Annotated in this window: 26 protein-coding genes and 1 pseudogene; 21 read left to right on the top strand and 6 right to left on the bottom strand. The window is 38.5% G+C overall.

What is annotated here, in order from left to right; all coding sequences use genetic code 11:
* Positions 1 to 129: 129 nt before the first annotated feature.
* From JN080_RS23385 to JN080_RS29995, 5 genes are all read right to left on the bottom strand, one after another.
* A complete protein-coding gene (locus tag JN080_RS23385) occupies positions 130 to 411 on the bottom strand; it encodes a hypothetical protein (RefSeq protein ID WP_256238395.1) in 282 nt (93 codons plus the stop codon).
* 467 nt (positions 412 to 878) lie between these two features.
* On the bottom strand, positions 879 to 1,253 hold the full coding sequence (locus JN080_RS23390; protein WP_256238396.1) for a hypothetical protein: 375 nt from the start codon (positions 1,251 to 1,253) through the stop codon (positions 879 to 881).
* A gap of 398 nt (positions 1,254 to 1,651) precedes the next feature.
* A complete protein-coding gene (locus JN080_RS23395) occupies positions 1,652 to 2,878 on the bottom strand; it encodes an ATP-grasp domain-containing protein (RefSeq protein WP_256238397.1) in 1,227 nt (408 codons plus the stop codon).
* Between the two features lie 428 nt (positions 2,879 to 3,306).
* On the bottom strand, positions 3,307 to 4,113 hold the full coding sequence (locus tag JN080_RS23400; protein WP_256238398.1) for a CsxC family protein: 807 nt from the start codon (positions 4,111 to 4,113) through the stop codon (positions 3,307 to 3,309).
* Positions 4,114 to 4,370: 257 nt separating this feature from the next.
* Positions 4,371 to 4,502 (bottom strand): matrixin family metalloprotease, encoded by a 132-nt coding sequence (locus JN080_RS29995; protein WP_375141746.1) that lies wholly within the window; start codon positions 4,500 to 4,502, stop codon positions 4,371 to 4,373.
* An 842-nt stretch (positions 4,503 to 5,344) separates the two neighbouring features.
* Between JN080_RS29995 and JN080_RS23405 the strand changes: the two genes are divergently transcribed.
* The 13 genes and pseudogenes from JN080_RS23405 to JN080_RS23465 form a co-directional block, all read left to right on the top strand.
* Entirely contained in the window at positions 5,345 to 5,500 is a 156-nt protein-coding gene (locus JN080_RS23405) for a hypothetical protein (RefSeq protein ID WP_256238399.1), read from the top strand.
* 500 nt (positions 5,501 to 6,000) lie between these two features.
* A complete protein-coding gene (locus tag JN080_RS23410) occupies positions 6,001 to 6,765 on the top strand; it encodes an HpcH/HpaI aldolase family protein (protein ID WP_256238400.1) in 765 nt (254 codons plus the stop codon).
* A 21-nt stretch (positions 6,766 to 6,786) separates the two neighbouring features.
* The gene (locus JN080_RS23415) at positions 6,787 to 8,064 is read left to right on the top strand and encodes an MFS transporter (protein WP_256238401.1); all 1,278 of its coding nucleotides are present in this window, start codon (positions 6,787 to 6,789) and stop codon (positions 8,062 to 8,064) included.
* A 296-nt stretch (positions 8,065 to 8,360) separates the two neighbouring features.
* On the top strand, positions 8,361 to 9,266 hold the full coding sequence (locus tag JN080_RS23420; protein WP_256238402.1) for a cupin domain-containing protein: 906 nt from the start codon (positions 8,361 to 8,363) through the stop codon (positions 9,264 to 9,266).
* Positions 9,267 to 9,300: 34 nt separating this feature from the next.
* Entirely contained in the window at positions 9,301 to 10,191 is an 891-nt protein-coding gene (locus JN080_RS23425; RefSeq protein WP_256238403.1) for a DUF6282 family protein, read from the top strand.
* Positions 10,192 to 10,328: 137 nt separating this feature from the next.
* Positions 10,329 to 11,060 (top strand): NAD(P)H-dependent oxidoreductase, encoded by a 732-nt coding sequence (locus JN080_RS23430; protein WP_256238404.1) that lies wholly within the window; start codon positions 10,329 to 10,331, stop codon positions 11,058 to 11,060.
* Between the two features lie 87 nt (positions 11,061 to 11,147).
* Positions 11,148 to 11,801, top strand: coding sequence for an acetate CoA-transferase subunit alpha (gene atoD / locus JN080_RS23435; protein ID WP_256238405.1), 654 nt, complete (start codon positions 11,148 to 11,150; stop codon positions 11,799 to 11,801).
* 6 nt (positions 11,802 to 11,807) lie between these two features.
* Complete coding sequence (locus JN080_RS23440) at positions 11,808 to 12,458, top strand: 3-oxoacid CoA-transferase subunit B (RefSeq protein ID WP_256238406.1); 651 nt, start codon at positions 11,808 to 11,810, stop codon at positions 12,456 to 12,458.
* 32 nt (positions 12,459 to 12,490) lie between these two features.
* Positions 12,491 to 13,675 carry an acetyl-CoA C-acetyltransferase gene (locus JN080_RS23445; protein WP_256238407.1) on the top strand — a complete coding sequence of 395 codons (1,185 nt, stop codon included), beginning with the start codon at positions 12,491 to 12,493 and terminating at the stop codon, positions 13,673 to 13,675.
* 69 nt (positions 13,676 to 13,744) lie between these two features.
* Complete coding sequence (locus tag JN080_RS23450; RefSeq protein ID WP_256238408.1) at positions 13,745 to 14,002, top strand: 3-keto-5-aminohexanoate cleavage protein; 258 nt, start codon at positions 13,745 to 13,747, stop codon at positions 14,000 to 14,002.
* 616 nt (positions 14,003 to 14,618) lie between these two features.
* Entirely contained in the window at positions 14,619 to 15,254 is a 636-nt protein-coding gene (locus JN080_RS23455) for a GntR family transcriptional regulator (protein ID WP_256238409.1), read from the top strand.
* A 179-nt stretch (positions 15,255 to 15,433) separates the two neighbouring features.
* Complete coding sequence (locus JN080_RS23460; RefSeq protein WP_256238410.1) at positions 15,434 to 16,450, top strand: hydroxyacid dehydrogenase; 1,017 nt, start codon at positions 15,434 to 15,436, stop codon at positions 16,448 to 16,450.
* 43 nt (positions 16,451 to 16,493) lie between these two features.
* Positions 16,494 to 16,610, top strand: a pseudogene (locus JN080_RS23465) (hypothetical protein); the annotation flags it as partial.
* Positions 16,611 to 16,679: 69 nt separating this feature from the next.
* On the opposite strand, the gene JN080_RS23470 reads toward JN080_RS23465, so the two are convergent.
* Positions 16,680 to 16,943 (bottom strand): site-specific integrase, encoded by a 264-nt coding sequence (locus tag JN080_RS23470; protein ID WP_256238411.1) that lies wholly within the window; start codon positions 16,941 to 16,943, stop codon positions 16,680 to 16,682.
* 564 nt (positions 16,944 to 17,507) lie between these two features.
* Here JN080_RS23470 and JN080_RS23475 point away from each other — a divergent pair.
* The 8 genes from JN080_RS23475 (at position 17,508) to JN080_RS23510 (ending at position 25,073) form a co-directional block, all read left to right on the top strand.
* Complete coding sequence (locus JN080_RS23475) at positions 17,508 to 17,759, top strand: site-specific integrase (protein ID WP_256238412.1); 252 nt, start codon at positions 17,508 to 17,510, stop codon at positions 17,757 to 17,759.
* Positions 17,760 to 18,202: 443 nt separating this feature from the next.
* The gene (locus tag JN080_RS23480; RefSeq protein WP_305474879.1) at positions 18,203 to 19,462 is read left to right on the top strand and encodes an aromatic ring-hydroxylating dioxygenase subunit alpha; all 1,260 of its coding nucleotides are present in this window, start codon (positions 18,203 to 18,205) and stop codon (positions 19,460 to 19,462) included.
* Positions 19,463 to 19,497: 35 nt separating this feature from the next.
* Positions 19,498 to 20,100, top strand: a complete 603-nt coding sequence (locus JN080_RS23485; RefSeq protein WP_305474882.1) for an aromatic-ring-hydroxylating dioxygenase subunit beta — start codon at positions 19,498 to 19,500, stop codon at positions 20,098 to 20,100.
* 29 nt (positions 20,101 to 20,129) lie between these two features.
* Positions 20,130 to 20,465: a non-heme iron oxygenase ferredoxin subunit gene (locus JN080_RS23490; RefSeq protein ID WP_256238413.1), complete on the top strand. Its 336-nt coding sequence runs from the start codon at positions 20,130 to 20,132 to the stop codon at positions 20,463 to 20,465.
* 54 nt (positions 20,466 to 20,519) lie between these two features.
* Positions 20,520 to 21,386, top strand: coding sequence for a 3-(cis-5,6-dihydroxycyclohexa-1,3-dien-1-yl)propanoate dehydrogenase (hcaB, locus tag JN080_RS23495; protein WP_256238414.1), 867 nt, complete (start codon positions 20,520 to 20,522; stop codon positions 21,384 to 21,386).
* Positions 21,387 to 21,559: 173 nt separating this feature from the next.
* Positions 21,560 to 22,966 (top strand): PucR family transcriptional regulator, encoded by a 1,407-nt coding sequence (locus JN080_RS23500; protein ID WP_256238415.1) that lies wholly within the window; start codon positions 21,560 to 21,562, stop codon positions 22,964 to 22,966.
* Positions 22,967 to 23,008: 42 nt separating this feature from the next.
* Positions 23,009 to 23,875 (top strand): alpha/beta fold hydrolase, encoded by an 867-nt coding sequence (locus JN080_RS23505; protein WP_256238417.1) that lies wholly within the window; start codon positions 23,009 to 23,011, stop codon positions 23,873 to 23,875.
* Positions 23,876 to 24,137: 262 nt separating this feature from the next.
* Entirely contained in the window at positions 24,138 to 25,073 is a 936-nt protein-coding gene (locus tag JN080_RS23510; protein WP_256238418.1) for a DODA-type extradiol aromatic ring-opening family dioxygenase, read from the top strand.
* Positions 25,074 to 25,334: the final 261 nt, after the last annotated feature.

Genomic DNA, 25,334 nt, shown 5'->3' on the forward strand with positions numbered 1-25,334 from the left:
AGTTGTATTAGAAAGTTACGCTCTACCAACTTACACCAAACGAAAAAAAATCTTTTTATCGACGAGGAAGAAGAAAAAAGACTTTTCGATTGAAAAGTCTTTTTGATTGATTCAAATGTTTAACAAGTATTATCCTTTTTTGTTCTGTTTCAGTATATAGGATTTCACGCATTGTTCCACAGCTGTTTTATTTGCATCTGTTTGTGTATCGTGTCCTTTTTTGCATGTATCTAACACTTGGTTAGCTTCTTCGAAGGAAGCAAACGATTCATGTTGAACCCAATCATCTGCATACACCCATTCTTTATCGCGAACCCCATGAAACCTTATAATATTTATAGGGAATGGATTCTGGTTCTTTTGCTTTTTCAACTTTTGGTTTAGCAACCTCTTTTTGTTCTTTTGGTTCATTGTGGACCCCACACCCACCAACAACTAACGAAATGAATGCGCAAGCAGTGATTCCGAGCATGTTATTTTTCATTTCATCACTTCTTTCCTGTTCCGATGGCTTTAGTATGTCCAAGATTTTTGAATATAACAGACTATTAAATTCCCTACCTCAATATATTTTTTAACACTAATATTTGCGATTTTCTTATTGAACTATACTGCCCAGTTACTTACAGAAGAAAAAAGCGACCTTCCATTATTGAAGGATCGCCCCCTTTGAGAGGTGTAATGTTTCACAAATCTGTTTATAAAATAAAAAAGACGACCTCCATCTTGAGAATAGAACTTATTTAAGCAAAAATGAAATGTTATTTAAGAACAGAAAAAGGAACATCAAAAATCCACCTTATATGCATGCTTGTCTCATGATAATCATCTTCATACTGTTAATACGCCCATTTTAAGGGCACTTTCTGTTTACGTATTTATGTAAAAAGAACCCATTTTACCAATGAGTTCTTTTTACATCTTATTTTTAACTTCTTCACTGACTTGCAACTTTTAATATAGCATTTAAAAAAAGTCTTTAAAAGTTTTTTATCCGAGTCGTCCGTAAAACCTTCGGGCCATTCCCTTTTTTTCAACTCTGCGAATTCTTTATCTGTTTTAAGGGTCTCTATGAATTCATCAAATAATGGCTTTTCGTCTAATTTTTCTTTTCCACCGTCAAATATATACGTAATAAACGCGTAATTATCCTGACCAACAATAAGACGTGTCTTTGAAAATGGATAAATCTTATCCTCATAATCCAATTCATTGATAGGAAATTCATTTCTTGGAAGGTTCAAATCTACCATTACAGTTTTATCCTCTCGAACAACTTCTTTGTGTCTGTCACATGAATCCCTTATCGCATTAATAATCGAAGTGGTAATGATATAGCCTTTATTAAGTCTTTTAATCCATAGTCTTTTTTTCTTCTGTTATAAACTATTTAAGTGGAAAAGCTTAAAACCCTATAATATCAACGACTTTATTAATCTATTTTTTTTATTTTTTCCAAGTGATGAATGGGCGGCATGATGTAATCTGTCCCCCTTGAATCCCAATAAAACTGGGATTTTTGGACCCCGTAAACTCTAAGAAAACCTAAAGAGTAACAATTTCTTAAATAAGGTACTAAATTAGAGGTTTTCCATCAGTTCTTTGAACTTTTGGGAAGCCTCTTTTTTCATTTCTTAATAGTCATGATTTTTCACTCCGTATTTACAATTGGAGCAAGGTTGAAACGTATCTCGCTAGCTGCTTTCTTGGCAATTCTTATCGCCTCATCTTTTTCATCGGAGTATGCTAAAATGTATCCGTATCGATCTCCCATTGATAAAGGCGGCCGTAATATCTGTCCCTGTCGGGATTTTATATACACCTCTTCTACACCGGGATATTTAGAGCTGCGATTTTCCCCTGTTACCTTAATTAATTCTCCTTTTGAATCCACGGTTAAATAATGTGCATATACATACTTACTGTGTTTTCTAGTAAGACAAGGCTCATTTCCTAACATTAATTGAATGGTCTCCTCTACTAAATTAATTCCATATCCGACTTCAATGATTCGATTCATCGCACCACCTGAGATCCTTGGGTTGATTTCAATTAATTTCCACGACCCATTTACTAGGCGCATTTCTAAGTGACAGGCACCATTTTTCAGTTGAAAAACCTTTAAGATGGAAGTTACTGTCTCAAGGATACTATCGTATAAACTTTTTTCGTTATCATGCAGTAAACAGTAACCTGTTACAATAAACCGTTGTAAAAACGTAATCTGTTGTTCGATAATTGCGATTATATGAACTTTTCCATCGTGTACTAATACTTCAATTAAATATTGGGGGCCAGCTAGATACTCCTCCAGCAAAATCTGTTCATGATGGTTTAGTAATTTGTGTATTGCCAGCTTCAACTGGTTCTCGTCATTCGCCAACAGAACATCTTTTGAACCGGCAGATGTGGGGGCCTTTACAATAAGAGGTAAATAGCCCTTGTGTTTATCAATAAAATTCTCTAAGGAATGGTCTGGAGTATAAACGGCATAATGAGGAGAAATTGGGAGGTCTATGAGAAGGTCACGACTTAATATTTTATTTTCCATTAAAAAAATTGGATCACTTGATACAACACTTGGACAAAATTCTTCTGATAAGGTTGCAGCTAAATAAACGTAAGAATGTACAAAACTCAATACGCACTTTATTTGTTTACCTTGTTTTTGCAGATTTATAATGTTTTCTTTTAATTTGTCGTAGTTAAATAATTCCACTAAAATCATTTGATGGACATCTGGAAATTCTGTTCTTTGATGAATGAAATTTTTTTTCTTGGTTAATAACACCGTAAAATAGCCGAGTCGTTCTGCAGCTTTAATTGCCTCTCTACTAGATCCTGATTTATTCGTTTCAATAAATACAATGGTTCGCATAAGCTTATTATCCTTTCTTGATGGTTTTATGAAGGATTTAGCATTAACACTTTTGTTGAGTTAACAACTTACATTTCTAATATATTTTCTTAAGGCACGAATTGTTTAAACAATTGTCATAATACTTTAGATATGTAAATTAGAAATTTGGAAAATATGCAGACAAAGATTACATGGATACTGCAAGGCGTTTATTGTGTAATTAACGTTTTCCTAATTTTGAAAAAGCAAGTCACTCCTCATCCACTTCTATCGCAATTCCGCCCGATTCCTTCAGATTCTGCTCCACTGTATACACCCTTTCGTTAACTAGCCACTACTACTTACAGCTTCGTGATTCATGACTTCCACCCTGGAGACTGCAATCATGTCGGCAAAGAAAAAGGACGCTGTTTAAAAAAACAGAGTCTTTTTTCTTAATTACAAACTTACGGGAGGTGATGACCAGAAGATTTAGGAATTATTTGTTGTGCACCAATAATCTTGAATTGCTGAACTTGTAATACTTTTACCGTAAGGTCCAAGACGATTTTTTCTCGCAACTTGCTAAAAGTTCCCTTGGGAGGTGTCATGGTTGGTGAAAAATCAAGCTCAAAGAAGTTTACAGCTACTAACTCACCGAATGGCTGTTCATTGTACTTGACAAGATTTTGAAAGAAAGCTTTATCCAAGCGAGCATCTAACTTGGTTAGATCATTAAGAAAATTAGCCTCGGCGCTTTCAGAAATACCTATAATGGGGAATTGAATAAATCCGTTGGTGTTCTCACAGATGTCACCATTAAGGTCTGCAAAGCCAGTAAACGGAACATCTGCAATTCGATCTTGAAGGGCTCCCTGACAATCATGCGTAGCATATTCTATATTTTTGCGAATATGCCCTGCTACAAATAATTTAGCCCTTATCACGTTAAAAAAGTCAGTGTTGTCAATACGTGTAAATGCAACTGGGACAAGTTTAACCTGATCTAGAAATACATTTTTTTTCACTCTTTTAATTTCTGTTGCTGCTGGATGAAGTTTAATATCTGCCTCTAACACAATTTGAAGTGTTGGCTCTGCCAATACAACTGGAACCTTAATTATTGGGGTTCTAGTGTGCTTAACTGTGTTAGTGGCCATAACCGTTAATGGCACTTGTTCCTTTGATTCGATTGGACATGGACCTCCGGGGACCGGTGGGTGTTCTGGCTTGGGATGATGCACGGAATGATGTTCTGATTCACAATCTCCCATAAAAAAACCCCATTTCTTTATTAAATTTAGAATACATACTCTTTTTTACTTGTTAATGTATTCCATGTTTGTCAAAAATGCTATTATAATATGACATTTTCCTAAAATGGAAAAATACTTATGGGGTTGTAACCAAAGATCAAAAAGAGTTATTTAAGCATCGCAATAATGTTGGGGATAATGAAATAACTGTTTATTTTGTACGAACTATAATCCCTCCACATTATCGAATCGTGGTCCATCCTTATAAACTGATGTCAATCGGGTGGTAAATTTGTAATATTGCTTGTATTCCAATACATTAATCGATCACGGTTATCTACATGACGGAGTCCTAACACAGGACCAATTTCATGAGCAAGTGTCCAAATATTTGCCGTACGTGCAATTACTGCCCCTGGTTAATGGAGTAACAAGCGGGTAACGAAAGCTCGTAATAAGTAATAATTTAATGTTAAAGATGTTACAAAACGAATTGTAAAAAAAGTTGTTATAACGCAAGTTAATCAACATTTATAAACTTCCGTTAAACATGTTACAATGCGGAGGAAATATGGGCGGCATGATGTAAGAAGCGACTTCACCCCTAGATATATAAGGGCTTTATGTAAAGGTGAGAGTAAACTAAACTAAGTTTAAAGTAAAAATGAGGTTTTCCATTAGCAACTTAATGGAAAACCTCATTTTTTGTTTCCAGAGTGACATGTAATGAAACAATACAAGAAGTTCTTGGGCAAAGCTGTAACCACCTGATAACTTTGAACACTTTTTGATAATTAGTAGTGAACACTTTACTGGAAGTTAGTGAAGGCAGTTTGTCACTTTACTAGGAGCCTCTGCGGGCAAGATTATTAGCCAGAAAGCCAGATATGTCAACAAATCTGGCTCAGCCGACAAAGGCTATTATTACCGCCTCTCCACGTCTCTACTGGAAAATAGCGTTCAATCTTATCAAGCATTTTTGGTAAGAAAGTGTTCATTTCTACTTGGCGGTTACAAAAGCTTGTTTCTAGTAAACTAAAAACGAAATAATTTTAAAATATTCTATTGACTAAATATATTATATATAATATATTTCATATTAAGTAATATATTATATATAATATATTATCTCAGAATGGAATTAATGATATGTCAACCAAAAGAAGCTATCATAGCAAAATAGAAATGATTTACGAAACTCTAAAAGAAGATATTGTTTTTGGTTTTCATAGACAAGGAGAAAAGATAGTTGCTAGAGAAGTTGCGACGGAACTTAAGTGATATTCCAGTCCGGGAAGCATTAAAGAAGATAGAATCAGATGGTTTAGTTGAAAATATTCCTCATGTCGGTTCTCATATAAGCGTTACAATATTAAACCGACTGGTGAAATCTTTGCCATTCTGATAGAGTTAGAAGCCTTTGCGACGTATGGCTGAAAAAATGCAAACGCTTCCGAAATAAGATGAGCTCCAAAAAGGATATTTGATTTTACCGGTCTATTGAGAAAGATGATATTAAGGAAATGAGTCGTTTAAATATTCAATGTCATAAATTGATTTATAGATTATCACGAAATGAAACACTTTACGAGCACAGCGTTTTTATATAAATTTTAATCGGATGAATCGAGGGAGAAAGACGTGTAGTTTGACTTAGACATTTAAAGGAGGTGGTGAAAAAGGATTGAATGGAGAAATTTTAAAACACCATTTCAATTCACTTTGTGATAAGAGTATTGCCTGCTGTGTAGGGGTCGATGAGTTTCCTTAGTTATTTGTACAATATTAGTATTTTTCTCTATATACAATAGAGCAACTTCAAAAAGTAAGCGCTTTAAATGTGCAAACTGTGGGCTCACCGTATCTTTAACTTAATTGGCAGTATTAAAAAAGGAGGGTAAATAAATGATTTCAGTTAAAGAGAAACTAGTGGATAACAAAACTGTAATAGGAACGTTTAGCAAATTTTCCAGTCCAGTTGCAACTGAAATGCTTGGCTATCTTGGCTTTGACTTTGTCATTCTTGATATGGAGCATTCAGCACTTGATTATCATCAAGCAGAGGATTTAATAAGGGCTGGAGAAGCTGCTGGAATATCAACTGTTATTCGTGTTCCCGGCAGTGAAGAAAATCCAATTTTACGTGTATTAGATGCAGGTGTTCAAGGAGTACAGGTTCCTGAAGTCGGTACGGCTGAAATGGCTAAAAGGGTTGTTGAAGCTTCAAGATATCGTCCTGTTGGAATGCGCGGACTATCATTTTCGACTCGTGCAGCTCAGTATACGATCAAAGACAAGAATGAGCATTTAAAGGATTCTATCAATAAACAATTGGTCGTTGTCCAAATTGAGAGTAAAGAAGCGGTAGAAAATATGGAAGAGATCGCAAGCCTGGAAGGAATCGATGTTTTATTCTTAGGACCTGGGGATCTGAGCAATTCTTATGGTGTACCTGGTCAATTAAATCATCCGCTTGTTCAAGAAGCAGTGAAGAAACTTGGCAAGGTGGCACAGAAAAATGGAAAGGTAGCCGGTACATTTGTCGGCAATCATGAACAGGCCTTAAAAGCTATTGATGCTGGAATACGTTACCTAGTCTATGACAATGATGTTGCCTTTTTCGCTAGAGGTGCCAAGTCAGTTCTCGAAGAACTAAAAAATTCTTTATGATAATAAGAACGGAGGTATACTATGCAGGCTGCACAATTAAAACCATCCACTAAATCTCAGGGGCCATGGTATAAGGATATTAATCAGCAACAATGGAGGGCACTTATTGCTGCTTTTCTTGGATGGGCACTCGATGCATTTGATTTTCTACTATACAATTTCGTCATCGTTACATTGATTAAGGAATGGGGATTAACAACAGCTAGTACAGGTTTAGTAGCCTCAGTAGCTGTAGTTGCATCAGCCCTCGGCGGTATGGTATTTGGCCGTGTTGCCGATAAATTTGGCCGGATGAAGGCATTGACGATTACGGTTATTATTTATTCAATTGCAACAGCTCTAAGTGGTTTATCACAAAGTATTTGGCAATTAATGTTCTTCCGTGTTCTAGTTGGTTTAGGAATGGGTGGAGAATGGTCTGCAGGAGCAGCCTTGATCTCTGAAACTTGGCCAAAAGAACACCGCGGGAAAGCAATGTCCATTATGCAATCTGGTTATGCAATGGGAGGCTTAACGGCTGCATTAATTGCAGGTCCAATGATTAATGCGTGGGGATGGCGTCCAGTGTTTTTCATCGGAATTATCCCAGCACTTCTTGTATTCTGGATTCGTAAAAACGTAGAAGAGCCGGAAATTTGGACAAAGAATGAAACTAAGCAAGAAACAGTTAAAAAAGAAAAGGCTTCCTGGTTCGATCTTTTCCGTGGCAAACTGTTAAAGCCGACGATTGTCGGAACGATTTTCTGTATCATTGGTCTAGGTGCTAGTTATCCAATGGCTACTTGGCTTCCTGCTTACTTAGGAACACCTGTATCTGGCGGTGGAGCTGGTTTCAATGTTGTGCATGCATCATTATTTATGATTCCATTCTATCTAGGTAGTATATGCGGATATCTGGTATATGGATTCCTCAGCGACAAAATTGGGCGGAAAAAGAGCTTTGCTTTGTTTTTTGCACTTGCTGCAATTGCCATTCCAACCTTTATTTTTACAGGTGCAGGCAATCTTATTATCTTCTTCTTACTCATGTTTATTGTAGGAGCTGCTTATTGTGGATATTACGGTGGTTTTGGTACCGTTCTTGCAGAAATGTTTCCCACCAAATTGCGCGGTTCAGGTCAAGGATTCGCCTACAACGTAGGTCGGGGAATTTCAGCATTTGCGATTACAGGGGCAGGAGCTATTGCTGTGAGCACTGGAATCGGAACGGCACTTGTATACACTTCAGTGGGTCTCTATATTTTAGCAATCTTTGCAGTAGCACTCTTACCTGAAACAAAAGGAAAAGAATTAGAATAAAAAAACCTAAGCAAAACTTTTAATAAAAGTTTCTCTTAGGAAAAAATAAAACATATCAGTTTAATAATAATACAAAATAAAAGATACATCAAGGAAATAGATAAAGGGCTTTAGGAAAGTCCTTGAGATATTATGTATCCTAAGGACCTCTCTTATTAAATTAAGAGATTGATAGGATATGGAATCATTAATTCATGTATTTTTTAAAAAAGTGTCATTTTAACTTCAAAAATAGTAGACAAGTAATATAGAAGAAAGATCGTTAAGTAATTTTTAATAAACTTGGAGGTGTACTTATGTTTGACAAAAGTGACCCACGTGCTACTTTGATACAAACAAAGGAGAAAAAGAAAGAACTTAACGGAATTGCCGCTGCAGATTATGGGAAGTTCTATGAGCAAGAAACAACTGAAACGGATGGTTCTACAAAGACTTGGTGGATGCGCGGACAGAATTTCTTTATTTCCTACTCTGACGCAACCGATGGAGCAGAGTTTAAGCGACTAAACCAAGTAGATGAATATGTTTTGCTTCTTCCTGATAAGGAAAGCGAAGCAGAAGTTAGATGGGCAAATAGTGTAACAATAGTTGATGGTCTTAGCATTGCCTTCATTCCTGGAGGGGAAAGTGAGATTAAGGTAACAAAAGGCGGGAAAGTCATTCGCTTGTTCAGCACAGAGAATAAGGATCTTAAAGATCTCCCTTTTAATAAGGAATCCTATAGTGAGCTAAATCCGCATGTGGCATTGCTAGAGCCATGGCCTGAACCAACGGATGGTTACAAGGTAAGAGTATACAGCCTTGATGTGCCTAAAGAGGAAGGCAGATTTGGACGTATTTTTAGATGCTCGACATTCATGGTGAACTTCTTAGATCCAAATGATGGACCTCGTGATCCATCTAAAATGTCGCCACATTCGCATGATGACTTTGAACAATGTTCTCTGGCAATAGAAGGAGAATTTGTCCATCATCTTCGCTGGCCATGGACAACGAATATGGCTGATTGGCGTCCAGATGATCATGAGCTCTGCCCTAGTCCATCTGTAGCGGTGATTCCTCCGGGAGCTGTTCACACTACTCAGGCTACTGGCTCTGGAATCAACCAATTAATTGATATATTCTGTCCGCCGCGCGTTGACTTTTCAGAGAAAGATGGATGGGTTCTAAACGCAGACGAATATCCAATGCCAGAGGCTTAATTAAAATAATAAGATATTGAAGGGAGAAATAATAATGTACGAAAAATTACTTGAAGGTGCTTATGATTTACATGTTCATACAGGTCCAGATATTAGCCAACGCAAATTAGATGATTTTGATTATACGGAACGTCTAAAGAAAATCGGCATGAAAGGATTTGTGATAAAATCTCACTACTTCAACACAGCAGAAAGAGCACGTCTTGTGAAAAAATTCCATCCTGATTTTAATCCAATTGGTGCCATTGCGTTAAACAATTCTGTAGGAGGAATCAATCCTACAGCAGTAGAAATGGCAGCTAAAGATGGTGCAAAACTGGTCTGGATGCCTACCTTTGATGCTGAAAACGAAATTCAATATATGTTCAATCAAACTGGTTATGAAGATCTACCACCATGGGCACAAGTGCAGTTTGATCGTCGAAAAGAAGGAAAATCCCAAACTGGAATTACTGTCCTAGAAGATGGGAAACTTAAGGAGCCAGTTCAAGAAATGCTCAAAATAGTTGCAGAAAACGACCTTATTCTTGCAACAGGACATTTAAATAAAACTGAGATTTTCGCTTTAGTTTCAGCTGCTAAGGGACAAGGTGTTAGAAAAGTTGTCATTACTCATCCAACATTCTCTTCTATTGCTTTATCGAAAGAAGATCAGAAGGAATTAGCAGATTTAGGTGCATTCTTAGAAATATGCGTTGGTTGTATCACTCCACAATATGGAGCCACATGGGAAGACATATACGAAATTGTCCGTTATGTGGGACCTGAAAAGTTTATTTTATCATCAGATCTTGGACAAATGAATAATCCATTCCCAGATGAAGGATTAATTGAAGCAGTGAAAAATCTCTCTGAAAATGGTTTTACTGATTCAGAAATTAGAAAGATAACTACTGAAAATACTTCATTCTTAGCAGAAGGATAAAGACGAGGGTTCATCTTAAGAAATGGATATATAAAATCAAAATTCGGCTCATTTTAGAATTAAAATGGGCCAAAACTACATGATTAATTAACTTGATGAAATAAAAAACCTTATTCCTTTCAAAGTGAGGCAAAAAAATGAATGCATTGATTGTCTATGCACATCCTGAGCCAACTTCCTTTACCGGTGCGCTTAAAGATACGGCAGTGAGAACTCTACAGTCTGTAGGGCATCATGTTGAAGTATCAGATCTTTACGAAGAAAATTTTTACGCTGTAGCTGGACGCCATGATTTTACCACCGTTGCTAATCCCGACAGGTTTCATTATCAAGAAGAGCAGCTATACGCAAGCATGAATAATGGTTTTGCAGAAGATATACAGCGGGAGCAGGAACGTGTCAGAAAGGCAGACTTGATGATTTTAGTTTTCCCAATGTGGTGGGGAGGAATGCCTGCCATTCTTAAAGGTTGGATCGATAGAGTCCTAGGCTATGGATTTGCCTATGCAGATGGTCAGCGTTTCACAAGCGGCCGGTTCCTTAATCGTCGGGGGATTGCCTGTATTTCTGCAGGAGGATCAAAACAGCGCTTCTCCGAAACAGGTGTCTACGGGGATGTTAAGAAGCTTCTCTACCCAGTCAATCGTTGTTTATTCGAGTACATTGGACTTGAAGTGTTAGATCCGTTTGTTGCCTATGCTGCACCTAGAGTTGGCGAGGAAGACCGGAAGGAGTTTCTTCTTTCTTGGGAAACCATGCTTCGTGAAATGATTGAAGATTCAGAGTGGCAAGATCGTTTGCGTAATGATGCTGGCTTTGAAGCTAGGATGACGAATGTCGAGAAACAAGGATGGAAACAGAACCATTAATGTTCTCTTAATAATCAGTCAAGCAAATGCCGAATGCGGTAAGTTGGCTATTACAGATTATTATATACCCCTGGGAGGTACTTAGAAATGAATAAAATTACTACAATTGAGGAAATTTCATCCATTTTTAAAAATGGTATGTCAATAATGGTTGGAGGATTTTTGGGGGTAGGTACTTCAGAGAATCTTGTAACTATTTTGATGAAATCTGATGTAAGAGATATCACTTTGATCGCGAATGATACTGCATTCACCGAGAAAGGCGTAGGACCGTTGATCGTTAACCGACGAGTGACGAAAGCGATTGTTTCGCATATTGGCACTAATCAAGAAACGGGTAGGCAAATGATTGCTGGTGAATTGGATGTTGAACTCGTTCCTCAAGGAACACTTGCAGAACGTGTTCGTGCAGGTGGTGCCGGTCTTGGTGGCGTGCTTACTCCAACAGGTGTCGGAACGGTAGTAGAAGAAGGAAAACAAAAAATAGAAGTAGATGGCCGAGAATTCTTGTTAGAAAAACCGCTTCGTGCTGAAGTTGCTCTCCTAAAAGCATACAAAGCTGATAAAGCTGGAAATCTAGTATTCCATCAATCTGCCCGTAACTTTAACCCATTAATGGCTCTTGCTGCAGACCTTGTGATTGTTGAAGTTGAACAACTGGTTGAAATAGGCGAACTTGATCCAGATGCAATTATGACCCCAGGAATTCTAGTAGACAAAATTTTGGTTCAAGGGAGGTAAATCATAATGATTCAGACAGAAAAAAAACCAAAAGAAATTATCGCCGCCCGCGTAGCTAAAGAATTGAAAGATGGAGATGTCATCAATCTAGGAATTGGACTTCCAACGATGATTCCAAACTATTTGCCTGAAGGCGTAAATGTTATTCTTCAATCTGAAAATGGTTTCATTGGCCTTGGACCAGTCAAGGGAGAAACTGAACTAGATTTAGTCAATGCTGGAGGACAACCTGCAGGAATTCTTCCAGGTGGAGTGTTTTTTGATAGCGCCTTTTCCTTTGAGTTAATTCGAGGAGGTCATGTGGACGTTACAGTTCTTGGCGGCCTTGAAGTGGATGCTCATGGTAATCTTGCAAACTGGATGGTACCAGGAAAAATGGTACCTGGTATGGGTGGCGCAATGGATCTCGTTACAGGAGCTAAAAAGGTTTTTGTAGCCATGGAACATTGCTCAAAAAAAGGAGCACCAAAAATTCTTGAGCAATGCACATTACCGTTAACAGGTAAAGGCGTTGTTAATTTTATCGTGACAGAATTAGCTGTCTTCCATGTTACAGAAGAAGGATTAGAACTTCTTGAGCTTCAAGAAGGAGTTACTTTAGAAGAAGTTAAAGAAAAAACGGCTGCTTCTTTCAAACTTGGTCCAAACGTAAAGTAAAAAACGAATTCAATATATAGGAGGAAAACAAAATGCGTGAAGTTGTAATCGTAAGTGCTTGTCGTACAGCAATTGGAAATTTTATGGGAGCGTTAAGTAACACACCTGCAACAGAGTTAGGGGCAATCGTTATTAAGGAAGCAGTAAAGCGTGCTGGAATTACTGCAGATCAAGTAGATGAAGTGATCATGGGTAATGTGCTTCAAGGTGGACTTGGGCAAGGACCAGCTCGTACAGCAGCTCTTAAAGCAGGAATCCCTATTGAAAAACCGGCTACTGCCATCAATAAGCTTTGTGGTTCTGGAATGAAAGCTGTTCAATTTGCAACTCAAGCTATTCAAACCGGCGACGCAGAAATCGTCGTAGCAGGCGGAATGGAAAATATGAGCTTAGCTCCTTACCTCCTTACAAAGGGCCGTACTGGCTACCGCATGGGAGATGGAAAAATTTATGACAGCATGATTAAAGATGGTTTACAATGTGCCATCAATGACTATCACATGGGAATTACAGCTGAAAACGTTGCAGAACAATATGGCTTAACTCGAGAAGAACAAGATGAGTTTTCAGCTTGGAGCCAACAAAAAACAGAAAATGCCATTAAAGAAGGCAAATTCAAAGAGGAAATCGTTCCTGTAGCAATTCCACAACGTAAAGGTGATCCTTTTTGTTTTGATACAGATGAATTCCCTCGTGCTGGAGTAACAAAAGAAGCTCTTGCAAAGTTAAAACCAGCATTTAAGAAAGATGGAACCGTAACTGCTGGTAACGCATCGGGTATTAACGATGGAGCAGCAGCATTAGTCCTCATGAGCAGAGAAAAAGCTGAAGAACTAGGCGTTAAACCAATGGCTGTCCTTCGCGGAATTGGAGCAGCCGGAGTTGATCCTTCCATTATGGGTATTGGACCAGTTCCTGCATCTAAGAAAGCCCTAGCAAAAGCTGGTTTGACTATAGATGATATGGATCTTGTAGAAGCAAATGAAGCATTTGCAGCTCAATCTTTAGCAGTAGGTCGTGATTTACAAATTCCAAATAAAAAACTTAATGTGAACGGTGGAGCAGTAGCCCTAGGTCACCCAATTGGTTGTAGTGGTGCCCGCATTATTGTTACATTATTGCATGAAATGAAACGTCAAGAATCACATTACGGATTAGCTACCCTTTGTATCGGTGGAGGTATGGGGATTGCCACAGTAGTTGAAATGGAAAAGTAATAAAACTTTCTAGACAGTGCGAATAGTTGATTGTTTTACTAGGACATATCAAATTATAAAAAGGAGTGAATGTTCAAGGGAAAAGTAATTATTACAGCGGCATTAACAGGAGCTTTAATTGCTCACTTGCATATGATTGATGAAAATGGTCAAGGTACAATGGATATAAAAAGATTCAAGCAAAAGGTAGAGTCGGTTAAGGAGAAGGGCTGCGATATTATTCTCAATCTAACTACATCTGGTGAACTAAATGCAACGGATGAAATAAGAATAGCTCATTTAATTGAATTGAAACCTGAAGTGGCTACATTTGGTGCTGACAGATAACATTTATTACTCATATGAAAGAATTGCAAAGTCTAATGCAGAATTTGTAGAAAGAGCCGTATGAGTTGTGCATGAATTTGATAAAGAGGTTGCAACACCAAATAAGGCACGAGAAATTTTGGGTTTAAAGGTAGCAGTAAATTCTTGAGGAATTAGTTTTGTTTAGAACAAAAGAACAGAAGAACATATGGCATCTGAAAATGATCAGGAACTTTTTAACCCATGTAAGGTAACTAATAAATCTCCTTATCTCAGGGACGTTTTCCAATATGGGAAAACGCCTTTTTACTCTAAAAAGTAAAAAATTAAAAAAGTGTGAATTTTTATTTTATTTATCATTTGGAAGTTCACTTTCATTTCTACTTTGGATCAAGATTAGCTCTTTATTGTCGTGTAACGTACCTTAGCATAAGGAAAATATGGCTGAAAAAATCTTGTAAACACCGTTTGAAAACTCTTGTTTCAATCTGAATAATAAAGGGAACACCAAAGATTTCATATATAATAGACAATATTATATAATATATATTATATATGGTAGGTTAAATAAATTTTAAGAAAGGATTTGACTTCCATTAATACTTCAAATAAAAATATCTATAAAACAAAAACTGAAATGGTTTATGAAAAACTAAAAGAAGAAATCACTACCGGTTTTCTAGAACAGGGTGAAAAAATTGTTGCAAGAGAAGTTGCCAGGCAAATGGGCGTAAGTGACATTCCAGTTCGCGAAGCATTAAAGAAGTTAGAATCAGAGGGATTAGTTGAAAATATCCCTCATGTAGGCTCTAGTGTGAGCACAACAAATTTAAAAACTGCAAGGGAGATTTTTGCGGTTCGATTGGAATTAGAATCATACGCGGCTCGATTGGCAGCTAAAAACGCAACCCCCTCACAAATTGATAAATTGCAAGAGATCGTGGATGCGATTGACCGTAATATTGAGGAATCAAATATATTAGAAATTAGTCGATTAAATACGGAATTTCATCAAACACTTTATCATTTGTCAGGGAATGAAACGCTTTTTGAACTAATTTTATCACTAATGGAAAGGTCACAGTATTCCAAATCTATTTTTACTCAGGTTCCTGAACGAAAAAAACAATCCAATGAAGAACATAAGTTGATTGTTAATGCTATGCGCAATGGAAATGCCGAAGAAGCTGGAAAGGCCTTAAGAAAACAAAAGGCGCAAGCTTTTGCTGAACTTTTAGATGCTATGGAGAAGAAAGGCAAAAGAAGCGAATAGTTTTTAGGTGAAAGTTGTGAAAGAAAAGAATGACCTCAGGGGTCATGCAGATAAGTAATGATCCAAAGGGTATCCTAGTTTGAAACTAATTATTACAGCAAGTAGAAATCGCTATCATTTATCTGTTCTTTTTCAAAGTTTCTGTTGGAGTGCAGATCATTATTATAGGAAGTGAACATATGAAGAAGCCTCATATTTTACAAATTTATCCTATGAACCATCCGGATGGGGAAAAAGTGCTAAATGAATTAGCACAAGTAAAAAAATTAGTTGCATATGATGAATCCGAAATAGTGAATTATTTGCAGAATCATCAAGTCGATGGGATTATTCTTCGTGCCCCAGCGCGAATTACGAAAACCATATTAGACAATTGCCAGGGAGTTAAAGCCATTTCAGGTGCGGGAGTAGGATTAGATAATATTGAGGTTGAATATGCAACCAAAAAGGGAATTCCGATACTGCATGCTCCCAAAATAAACAGTCAGGCAACGGCTGAACATGCCGTAGGTCTGCTATTAGCAGTTTTGAAGAAATTGACCTTCTTTGATCGAGAAACCCGCAAAGGAAATTCCGCCATTCGAAATGGAAATTATACCTTTGAACTGCATGGAAAAACAGTTGGTATTGTTGGCTTTGGCACAATTGCCCAAATAACAGCCAAAATATTAGCTCATGGTTTTGGAATGAAGGCAGTTGCTTATGTTAGAAGCATTACAGATGATAAAAAGAAAATTGCAGATCAATATGGGATTGAACTAACTACTTCCTTAGAAGAAATTTTTATTGAAAGTGATGCAGTGAGCCTACATCTACCTCTTACACAAGAGACAGATAAAATGATCGATTACTCTTTGTTTAAATTAATGAAAAAAACAGCTGTTCTGATTAATACAGCACGGGGCGGTATTGTAAATGAGGAAGATTTGGCAAGAGCATTAAGGGAGCAGCTCTTTTTAGGAGCAGGTATCGATGTATTTGCTAAAGAGCCTCCTCCAAAGGACCATCCATTTTTTCAATTAGAAAATGTGGTGACAAGCCCTCACGTTGCTGGACTCAGCTATGAAGCAGCAAGTAAATCCTCGATGACAATCGCTGAAAATATAATAAAAGTGATTAAAGGAGAACAAATTTCTGGGATTGCAAATAAGCAGGTGTTTATAAAGGAACTTAAGTGTAATTTTCTTACAGTTTGAATGAGAAAAATGGGACTCCTCTTTTATAAAAAATGGGGAGGTCTTAACAACTAAAGCAGTTGTTGCTGACAAACCAGAACCAGTCGGTGCTGGAATGCCTGATATGGGCGGTATGGGTAGTATTTCAGTAATCGCTCCATTCTGTTTTCAACCGTTTTAATAAAGATGGGGTAACCCGGATGTCTCTCTGTTTTGGCAAACACAAAATTTTGATCTACGTAAGCATCGCCTAATCGTTTTTAACCTTTTCCTGAGAGGCTTTCGGGTCTTTAAGCGCATGAATGACATCTTCTTCAACGACAATCATCCGTGCCGATCCCTCCGTTTTAGGTGTGCCTAACGAATACTGAACGGTGTCATTTTTTTGATTGTAGTATGTTTTGATGATGCGAATGGTATGCTTATCAAAATCTATATCGTCCCACTGAAGTAAGACCAGTTCTCCTACACGCTGGCCTGAATAAGAAAGAGTGAGGAAAACAGGGAAATCCAACTCTAAACCATGTTAAGCGGCTGATTCTAAAAATAAAGCGAACTCTTCTTTTTCCATATACTTTGGGATATCCTATTCTTTTAACTGTTCAAGGGTTTTCCTTTTCTTTTGTAAAACAACAAACTGAGTGGGGTCGTTTTTTATTAATTCTTTTTGAATGACTTTTTTGAAAATCATTCGCCCGGTGGTGTGAGAGGTAGGGGGTTAGTCACCCCCTCCTACTCGATTTCAATTACGGATAGATGTTGGGCATCATTTATTCCTAAGAGATTTTATAAACAAAATGTTAACATTTTGCTAACGCAATGAAGTAAAAACCGTAAATTTTCGTTAAAGATGTTACGGCTAAAAAAATGAAAAACGTTGATATATCGCGATTTTAATACATAACGTTAAAGATGTTACACCTTTTCACCTTGTGGGCGGCATGATGAAAGGCTCAAAAAGCCTTTCATTTGAGAAATAGTTAATGCTATTTTTCGCCCATTTTGAGAAGTAGTCATGTAAATAATTTATATTAAAAGCAAAAACCACTTCCTATAAAAATTTAGGGAGTGGTTTTTTGTGTTGTTAAAATTCGCGTATCAAGACTTTTTAGATGACAGACGTTTCAAGAACACAACTAAAACGAATATCAAAAATTATGAAATGCTTTTAGGAAAATTTGTGGATTATTGCATTGAGAATCAAGTGGAAAATGCTGAAGACATTACCTACAGTCATGTTCGGCAATATCCTTTATATTGCCAAGAAAAAGGAGATAAAGCAGAAACTATCAATACTAAACTGTTAAGGATACGAGCATTTAGTGGGTGATCTTCTCGTCAAACACCAATCTACCAAAGAGTTGGTGCATTTTTTTATATTTTCAAAGAAAGTTGCTTTCGAAATTCAGGATTATGTTTTTCGTCTAATATCTTTTTTATTTTGTTTTGTGTTATTGGTTTGTATTTAACGCTTAAAGTGCTGCGCGGCATCGGAAGGATTTTGGTTACATATGATTATATTCCGAGCACTGTTAAATGGATACTTTTGTCAATCTTTTTGTATTAGATGTATAGAAAATAAAGAAATAAAAAGCACTTTTTGCTGTATTTTTTAATTGTAAAAAAATTTAAACTTTATACAAGAAAGCGATTTCAATTAGTAATTTCAAAATTCTTAATTTTAAGTAGAAAGGAATGTTCTAATATATGAGCCTTAATTCAGAAAAGTGGACACCCGAAGCAATCCGTGCCCTTATCGATGAGGAGAAGGGAATGTTAGATCCACGCATTTATACGGATCAGGAACTCTATGAGTTGGAATCGGAGAGGGTTTTTGGCCGTTCATGGCTGCTTCTTGGCCATGAGAGCCACGTTCCCAAACCGGGAGATTACTTGACCACCTATATGGGAGAAGATCCTGTGGTGATGGTGCGGCAGAGAGACAAAAGCATCAAGGTGTTCCATAACCAATGCCGGCATCGTGGGATGAAGATTTGCCGGGCGGATTGCGGGAATGCCAAGGCGTTCACGTGCACCTACCATGGCTGGGCGTATAACACAGCCGGCAATCTGGTCAATGTGCCGTTTGAAGAAGAAGCATTCTCCGGATTCAAGAAAGAAGAGTGGGGGCCGATGCAGGCTCGAGTGGAGATATACAAAGGGTTAGTATTTGCCAACTGGGATCCGGAAGCGCCGGATTTGCTGACTTATTTAAGTGATGCAACCCCTTACATGGACACCATGTTGGATCGTTCCGAGGCAGGGACAGAAGCCATCGGGGTCATGCAAAAGTGGGTGATTCCATGTAACTGGAAGTTTGCTGCGGAGCAATTTGCCAGTGATATGTACCATGCCCTGTCATCTCATATGGCTGCTGTAGTTGCAGGGATGCCACCCGAGCAAGACATATCCAATTTTGAGCCTCATATGAAAGGACATCAGTTCCGAGCTAAATGGGGCGGTCATGGATGCGGCTTTTATATTGATACAGCAAGAGGTTCGGTACGTGTAGGACCCATAGTCGACAAATATTATAGCGAGGGCCCGGCTTTTGAAAAGGCGAAAGAACGTCTGGCTCCTCTTCTGCCATACCAGAGAATGGCGACAAGCCACATGACTATTTTTCCAAACTGCTCATTCTTGCCGTATGGTATGAACACAGTAAGGACCTGGCATCCGAAGGGACCCGATCAAATTGAGGTGTGGGCCTTCGTCGTCGTTGATAAGGATGCGCCGCAGGAAATCAAGGATGAACTGGCTCGTCAAAATGTCCGTACGTTCAGTGCCGGTGGAGTGTTCGAGCAGGATGACGGGGAAAACTGGGTTGAAATTCAGAGCGCTCTTCGTGGGTACAAGTCCAAAACTGCACCGCTGGCTATGCAAATGGGGCTGAATGTTCAGGGAAAAAACAATCCGGAATTTCCGGGTAAAACCTCCTATGTATTTTCTGAAGAAGCAGCTAGAGGGTTTTATTCCCATTGGGCCCGCATGATGTCGGAACCGAGTTGGGATACATTGAGGCCCCAATCTTAATTTGGGGTCGTTGCCTAAATATATGGGGAATTTGGATGTCATACGATTTAGGATTAAAACAAGGGGAGATAAAGGGCATGGAAATAATGGAGTTAGTCAAACCGTTTAAATGGGCGGAAAGTAGAGCAAGTTTGGAACTGCAACATGAAATTGAGCAGTTTTACTACAAGGAAGCGCAGCTGTTAGACCACTCGGAGTTTGAAGCGTGGTTCGAGCTGATGGACAAGGATATTCATTATTGGATGCCGATTCGCATGAACCGAGTAGGTAGAGAAATGTCGCAGGAGTATGCGCCTCTAGGAAAAGGTGGGCACTATGACGATACCTATGAAACGATGCGCGGACGTATTCGAGCTAGAGTATCGGGGGTGAACTGGGCGGAGAATCCGGTGTCGCGTACACGGCACATCATTTCCAACGTCATTATTCGGGAAATGGAGGAACCGAACACGTATGAGGTGGCATCGTCATTTATCGTGTATCGCAACCGTTCGGAACATCAGGCAGATATTTTTCCGGGCGAGCGTCGGGATGTACTGCGGCGTTCGGAGGGAGGATTGGGCTTTAAAATTGCCCGCCGAACCATTTTGATTGATCAAAGTACGCTATTGTCAAATAACTTGTCTGTCTTTTTTTAAACATTACTACAGTTGAAAGGAGATGCGTTATGAAATTTACAAAGGTTTGCACGTTGTCTGATCTACCGGATGATGAGGGGTTAAAGGTAGTGGAAGGAAACACGGCAGTAGCGGTGTTCAAAGTCAATGGCGAAGTATTTGCAACACAAGACCGCTGTTCTCATGCCAAATGGTCGCTGTCTGAAGGCGGTTATCTGGAGGGAGATGTCATCGTGTGCTCATTGCATATGGGAAAGTTTTGTGCCCGCACGGGAGAGGTAAAGATGGCCCCTCCTTGGAAATCTCTGGAAAAGTATCCAGTACGGGTTGATGGAGACGATGTATATGTGGCTTTTGAAGACGGGTACTTTGAAAAAAAAGAGTAATCAATCCATGATCATGCTACATGTGACTATTTTTACAAGTGGGGAGCTGCAATTATGAAATTGACCAATGAAGTGGTCTTGATTACAGGCGGTGCATCCGGCGTCGGCCGTGCCATTGTGGAACGATTTGTGGCTGAAGGTGCCAAAGTTGCAGTGTTTGACAAGTCGGCAGATCGTCTTAATCAGCTTGAAAAGGAGTATGGTGAAAACGTCATTGGAATAGTTGGAGACGTACGCCGATTCAGTGACCTCAAGTCAGCGGTAAGCCGGTGTACTGAACATTTCGGGAAAATTGATACGTTAGTTGCAAATGTCGGTATTTGGGATTACAACATGTCGCTGGTGGATCTTCCGGAAGACAAGATTGATCAAGCATTTGATGAATTGTTCCATATCAATGTCAAGGGTTACTTACTTGCGGCCAAGGCGTGTCTGCCGCATTTGGCGGCAACTCGGGGGAATATGATCTTTACAGTTTCCAATGCAGGCTTTTACACAAACGGAGGCGGACCACTTTACACATCCACCAAACATGCCGTTGTTGGCTTGGTTCGCCAGTTGGCATTTGAATTAGCACCATATATCCGAGTGAACGGCATTGCCATTGGCGGTGCAATGACGGATTTAAGGGGACCTGCCTCACTGGAAATGGACAATAGGTCCATAACGAGCATGTATAAAGAATGGTACAAAGACGTTGACTTGGAACAGGGTAATGAGAATGTAGAGTCCGCCGCTCCAATCGGGCGTATATTGTACGGAGAAGATTATGCTGGGGCTTACGTATTCTTTGCTTCAAGAAATGACAATATTCCGGCTACAGGAGAAGTATTGAATTTCGATGGAGGCTGGGGCATTCGAGGTCTTCGCCAAAAAACGGGAAGTCAGGGATTGCTGGAGAAATTAAGGATTAGAGATTGAGAAAGTACTATTAATTCGATTTAAGCGATCAGAGCGATTTAGGTGAAGGAAGAGATAGCATGGCAATTTGGAAGGAATCGACAAGCCCATTCAGGAGAAGTAGAATAATTTTAAAATGCAAGTTTTTCAAGTGAGCTAATTGAGCTTGTAACTTTCTTAAGTGGGTGAATATATTGCAAAATAAGGTCGATTATCCTAAAGCATTGGAAATGCTTGTTCAAATGTCGGAGCATTTTGGAGATTATACCTTCACAGAGAAGGAGTTCGAATCAGACCTGCCGCAAATGCTTTTGAGCTGCCTTGATATAGTTTTAACGGAAAAAAATAACTTGCAGGCTGCCTTGGATTTCAATAATCAAGCCATTGTGCAGTTTCTAAATGGCATTGGAGAAACACGATTGGCCGACGTATGCTATCAGCTTACAAACATCCCCATTATTCTTGAAGATCTGGGATTTAACTATCTTTATTCAATAGGCTTAGATCCGGAACTGGCTAGACAATATAGCAGGAACTTAAAGAAAATCGTTAAAAATAATCACGATGGAGACAACATTAATCTGGCTGAACTTATTGAGAAGCAGCAAATTGTCGAACTGGTCCAATCTGATGAACATAAGAGATTAATTGCTCCGATGATATCCAGAGGCAAGATTGTAGGTTACTGCTCCTTTATTAACACTTCTTTTAATGAAGTTGATTGGTTGAAAATGAAGCAATTGTATCTCATCGGATCTGTGAGTAATTATAACAAGGAAACAATCCTGGATACAGAACTGAAGTTAAACATCAAAGGCGGATTGTTAGAGGATATGATCCAAAATCGTTTAAACCCTGTAATATTATTCAAAAGGGCTAGATATATTGGAGTGGATTTGGGCCAAGAGTATCAATTTTTAGTTTTGAAAGGGAATACAAATTTTTATCCGAATGGAAAGGACCCAATCGGCGGTATGAATTTGATTGAAGCTTTTTCAAGATATTTTATGGAGCGTAATCTGAATATCTTAATCTCAGAAGGCTCTCAAAACATAGCTGCGTTACTGCCTGTTGACTTGTTCTTGAAATATGCTATGAGCGTCGATAAATTTATTAGAAAATTACTTGGTTTTCTAAAAGAAAAATACCCTGATATACCTTTTAAAATTGGGATGAGCTCAAGATCAAAGTCTCTTGAAGATATACCGATTCTGTACAATGAAGCTCTCATTTCATTAAACCTGAATCATGAGAAAAAGGAAATTATGTACTTTGATGATTTAGGAGCGGTAGGTATTTTATTTCGCGCAGGAAAAACGGATGATATCCGGCATTTCTGTAACAAAATGCTTTCGAAATTACTTGAATACGATCGAGGGAAAGAATCAGAGTTAACCAAAACTCTATATTATTACATTAAGAGTGGCCAAAATATATGTAAATCAGCAGAAATAATGAATTTGTCGATTGGTGGATTACGTTATCGCGTGAAAAAAATAGGTGAAATTTTAGATGCTGATATCCATGATCTACAAACCAGCTATCAGCTTTTCTTGGCACTGCAAGCGGGTATCATTTTGGGAGACCTGAAAATTGAGTGAATCATTTGATTGTGATAATGCATTTTGAGGAGGAGAAATTATATGTCAAACAACAATGTGAGTATTTGGAATGAATTGTCAGGAATAGCTTTTAAACAATACTATGTCAATGCTGACGGTGTAAATACTAGAATTATCGAAGCTGGTGAGGGAGAACCATTGATTCTCTTACATGGAGTTGGCGGACACGCTGAAGCATACGCAAGAAATGTCAAGAGCTTGAGCAAGCATTTCAGAGTTCTTGTCTTAGATATGGTTGGGCATGGATATACGGATAAACCGAATCAACCTTATACGTTAGATGTATACAGTAATCATTTGTTAGCGGTAATTAAAGCCCTTTCACTTGGCAAAGTTCACCTTTCCGGGGAGTCTTTGGGAGGATGGACGTCTGCATGGTTTGCTGCTCATCATCCAGAATATGTAAGGTCCTTAGTGTTGAACACGCCAGGTAATATTAAGGGTAAACCAGAAGTGATGAAAAAGCTGAAAGAATCCACGATTCAGGCCGTTTTGGAAGTCAATAAAGAGAATGTTCGAAAGAGGCTGGAGTTTTTGTTCTGGGATACGAGTTTTGTGACAGAAGAACTTGTTCAATCACGCTATAACATTTACACACAGACAGAGTTAAAGGAAGCTATTGAAAATATCATGATATTACAAGAATGGGAAGTGCGAAAAAATTACACCTGGGATTCAGAGTGGACAAGTAAAATTACCGTTCCTACGATTATTTTAATGTCGGACCATGATCCTACAGCTACAGTCGAAGATGCGGAATATCTTCAGGAATTGATTCCTCAAAGCCAATTGGTGGTAGTCGAAGGTGCGGGACATTGGCCGCAATGGGAGAAACCTGAACAATTTAATCAAATTCAAATTAATTTTGCTAAAGGTGTGCATGTATAATAGCAGTTTTTTTAGGGATTGACTACCTAACTATATAACCATTTTTAAAGGAGCCTAAAGGCTCCTTTACTTTACTAAAGGCATTGTATATTTTGCGTAGTGCTTATCACCTTCGAGATTTTCTATGCTTTGAGAAGCGCAGTTATATCAGGACTTGTGATTTATGAAGTTGATTCAAACGAATTTTTGACAAACAGATTAAAACGGGGGAATGGCCCCGCCCGGATCGTAAAAAAATATTCAGATTAGAGGAGTGGAAGAAATGGCTGAAATAGTAGCAGGTGTAGCAATGTCACATAGTCCGATGATCATGACAAATGAAGCTGGCGGCGGAGAAAAGGGGCAGCGTTTTCTAAATACCGTTGCAGAAATGAAAAAATGGCTGGAGGATATGGGAGCAGATGTGATCGTTTTAATTTCGGATGATCATTTCAATAGTTATTTTTATGATCATATGCCATCCTTCACGATTGGAATTGATCGATGTGAAGGATGGGGCGACTGGCAAATTCCTGAATACCAAATTCCTATCCAGCAAGAATTAGCGAAGCATATTCTTGATACAGGTTTGGCGAACAATGTGGATTTTGCTTTTTCGATGAAGATGAAAGTGGATCATGGCCACACTCAGGCCGTATACTTTTTAAACCCTGATCTAAAGATACCAGTTGTACCGATTGCCGTGAATACAGCAGCACCGCCGCTTCCTACAATGGACCGCTGTTTCAAAGTCGGAGAAGTTGTCCGTGAAGCAATTGAATCATGGAAAAGCGATAAAAAGGTAGCGATTGTCGCTTCAGGAGGGATCTCTCACTGGGTTCCAATTCCAAAGATCGATAGTGAAAAGCCTGAGGATCAAGAGCTAATTAAAGTCCTAACAAATGGCCGTCAAGAAATTGAGCAGCTTGACGAATATTTGAACACGCGCAAAACACGTGTGACAAGTTTGAAATCCGGACCGGTCAATGAAGAGTGGGATCGTGAATTTTTACAATTGATTACAGAAAAAGACTATCAGGCGCTAAGACAATGGGGCCCTGACTTTATCGAGGAAAATGGCGGCAATGGCGGTCAGGAAATTCACAACTGGCTTGTGCTGCTAGGAATTCTTAATGGATTTGAGCCAGAGGTTGCATGTTATGAACCTATTCCAGAATGGGTTACAGGAATGGGCGTTGTGAAGTTCCATAGAGTATAAGATATTTTTCAAGTAAACGAGGAGGATGTTTTATGTCAATTTGGACAGGTTTGGCGGATATAGCATTTAAAAACTATTATGTGGATGCTGGGCGGCATGAATAATAAAAAACCCATTTATAGAAGAGGTCTTTCATCAGTTTACTGAACTGGTGGGAGGCCTTTTTTTATTGGTAAATGCAATTATGTTCCAATCTTCGACTCAAACCTTTGAAAACATAATAAGGCAGTTACAAGCATAAGATTTGTAAGTAAATCAAAT

Origin of the sequence: Bacillus sp. EB600 (genome assembly GCF_024494385.1) — a bacterium.
Lineage (GTDB): Bacteria > Bacillota > Bacilli > Bacillales > Cytobacillaceae > JAEVLT01.

Excerpts from the sequence above, each read along its gene's own strand:
- JN080_RS23385 (WP_256238395.1), bottom strand. The coding sequence starts at position 411 with ATGAACCAAAAGAACAAAAAGAGGTTGCTAAACCAAAAGTTGAAAAAG.
- JN080_RS23390 (WP_256238396.1), bottom strand. The coding sequence starts at position 1,253 with ATGGTAGATTTGAACCTTCCAAGAAATGAATTTCCTATCAATGAATTG.
- JN080_RS23395 (WP_256238397.1), bottom strand. The coding sequence starts at position 2,878 with ATGCGAACCATTGTATTTATTGAAACGAATAAATCAGGATCTAGTAGA.
- JN080_RS23400 (WP_256238398.1), bottom strand. The coding sequence starts at position 4,113 with ATGGGAGATTGTGAATCAGAACATCATTCCGTGCATCATCCCAAGCCA.
- JN080_RS23410 (WP_256238400.1), top strand. The coding sequence starts at position 6,001 with ATGATTTCAGTTAAAGAGAAACTAGTGGATAACAAAACTGTAATAGGA.
- JN080_RS23415 (WP_256238401.1), top strand. The coding sequence starts at position 6,787 with ATGCAGGCTGCACAATTAAAACCATCCACTAAATCTCAGGGGCCATGG.
- JN080_RS23420 (WP_256238402.1), top strand. The coding sequence starts at position 8,361 with ATGTTTGACAAAAGTGACCCACGTGCTACTTTGATACAAACAAAGGAG.
- JN080_RS23425 (WP_256238403.1), top strand. The coding sequence starts at position 9,301 with ATGTACGAAAAATTACTTGAAGGTGCTTATGATTTACATGTTCATACA.
- JN080_RS23430 (WP_256238404.1), top strand. The coding sequence starts at position 10,329 with ATGAATGCATTGATTGTCTATGCACATCCTGAGCCAACTTCCTTTACC.
- atoD (WP_256238405.1), top strand. The coding sequence starts at position 11,148 with ATGAATAAAATTACTACAATTGAGGAAATTTCATCCATTTTTAAAAAT.
- JN080_RS23440 (WP_256238406.1), top strand. The coding sequence starts at position 11,808 with ATGATTCAGACAGAAAAAAAACCAAAAGAAATTATCGCCGCCCGCGTA.
- JN080_RS23445 (WP_256238407.1), top strand. The coding sequence starts at position 12,491 with ATGCGTGAAGTTGTAATCGTAAGTGCTTGTCGTACAGCAATTGGAAAT.
- JN080_RS23450 (WP_256238408.1), top strand. The coding sequence starts at position 13,745 with ATGTTCAAGGGAAAAGTAATTATTACAGCGGCATTAACAGGAGCTTTA.
- JN080_RS23455 (WP_256238409.1), top strand. The coding sequence starts at position 14,619 with ATGGTTTATGAAAAACTAAAAGAAGAAATCACTACCGGTTTTCTAGAA.
- JN080_RS23460 (WP_256238410.1), top strand. The coding sequence starts at position 15,434 with ATGAAGAAGCCTCATATTTTACAAATTTATCCTATGAACCATCCGGAT.
- JN080_RS23480 (WP_305474879.1), top strand. The coding sequence starts at position 18,203 with ATGTTAGATCCACGCATTTATACGGATCAGGAACTCTATGAGTTGGAA.
- JN080_RS23485 (WP_305474882.1), top strand. The coding sequence starts at position 19,498 with ATGTCATACGATTTAGGATTAAAACAAGGGGAGATAAAGGGCATGGAA.
- JN080_RS23490 (WP_256238413.1), top strand. The coding sequence starts at position 20,130 with ATGAAATTTACAAAGGTTTGCACGTTGTCTGATCTACCGGATGATGAG.
- hcaB (WP_256238414.1), top strand. The coding sequence starts at position 20,520 with ATGAAATTGACCAATGAAGTGGTCTTGATTACAGGCGGTGCATCCGGC.
- JN080_RS23505 (WP_256238417.1), top strand. The coding sequence starts at position 23,009 with ATGTCAAACAACAATGTGAGTATTTGGAATGAATTGTCAGGAATAGCT.
- JN080_RS23510 (WP_256238418.1), top strand. The coding sequence starts at position 24,138 with ATGGCTGAAATAGTAGCAGGTGTAGCAATGTCACATAGTCCGATGATC.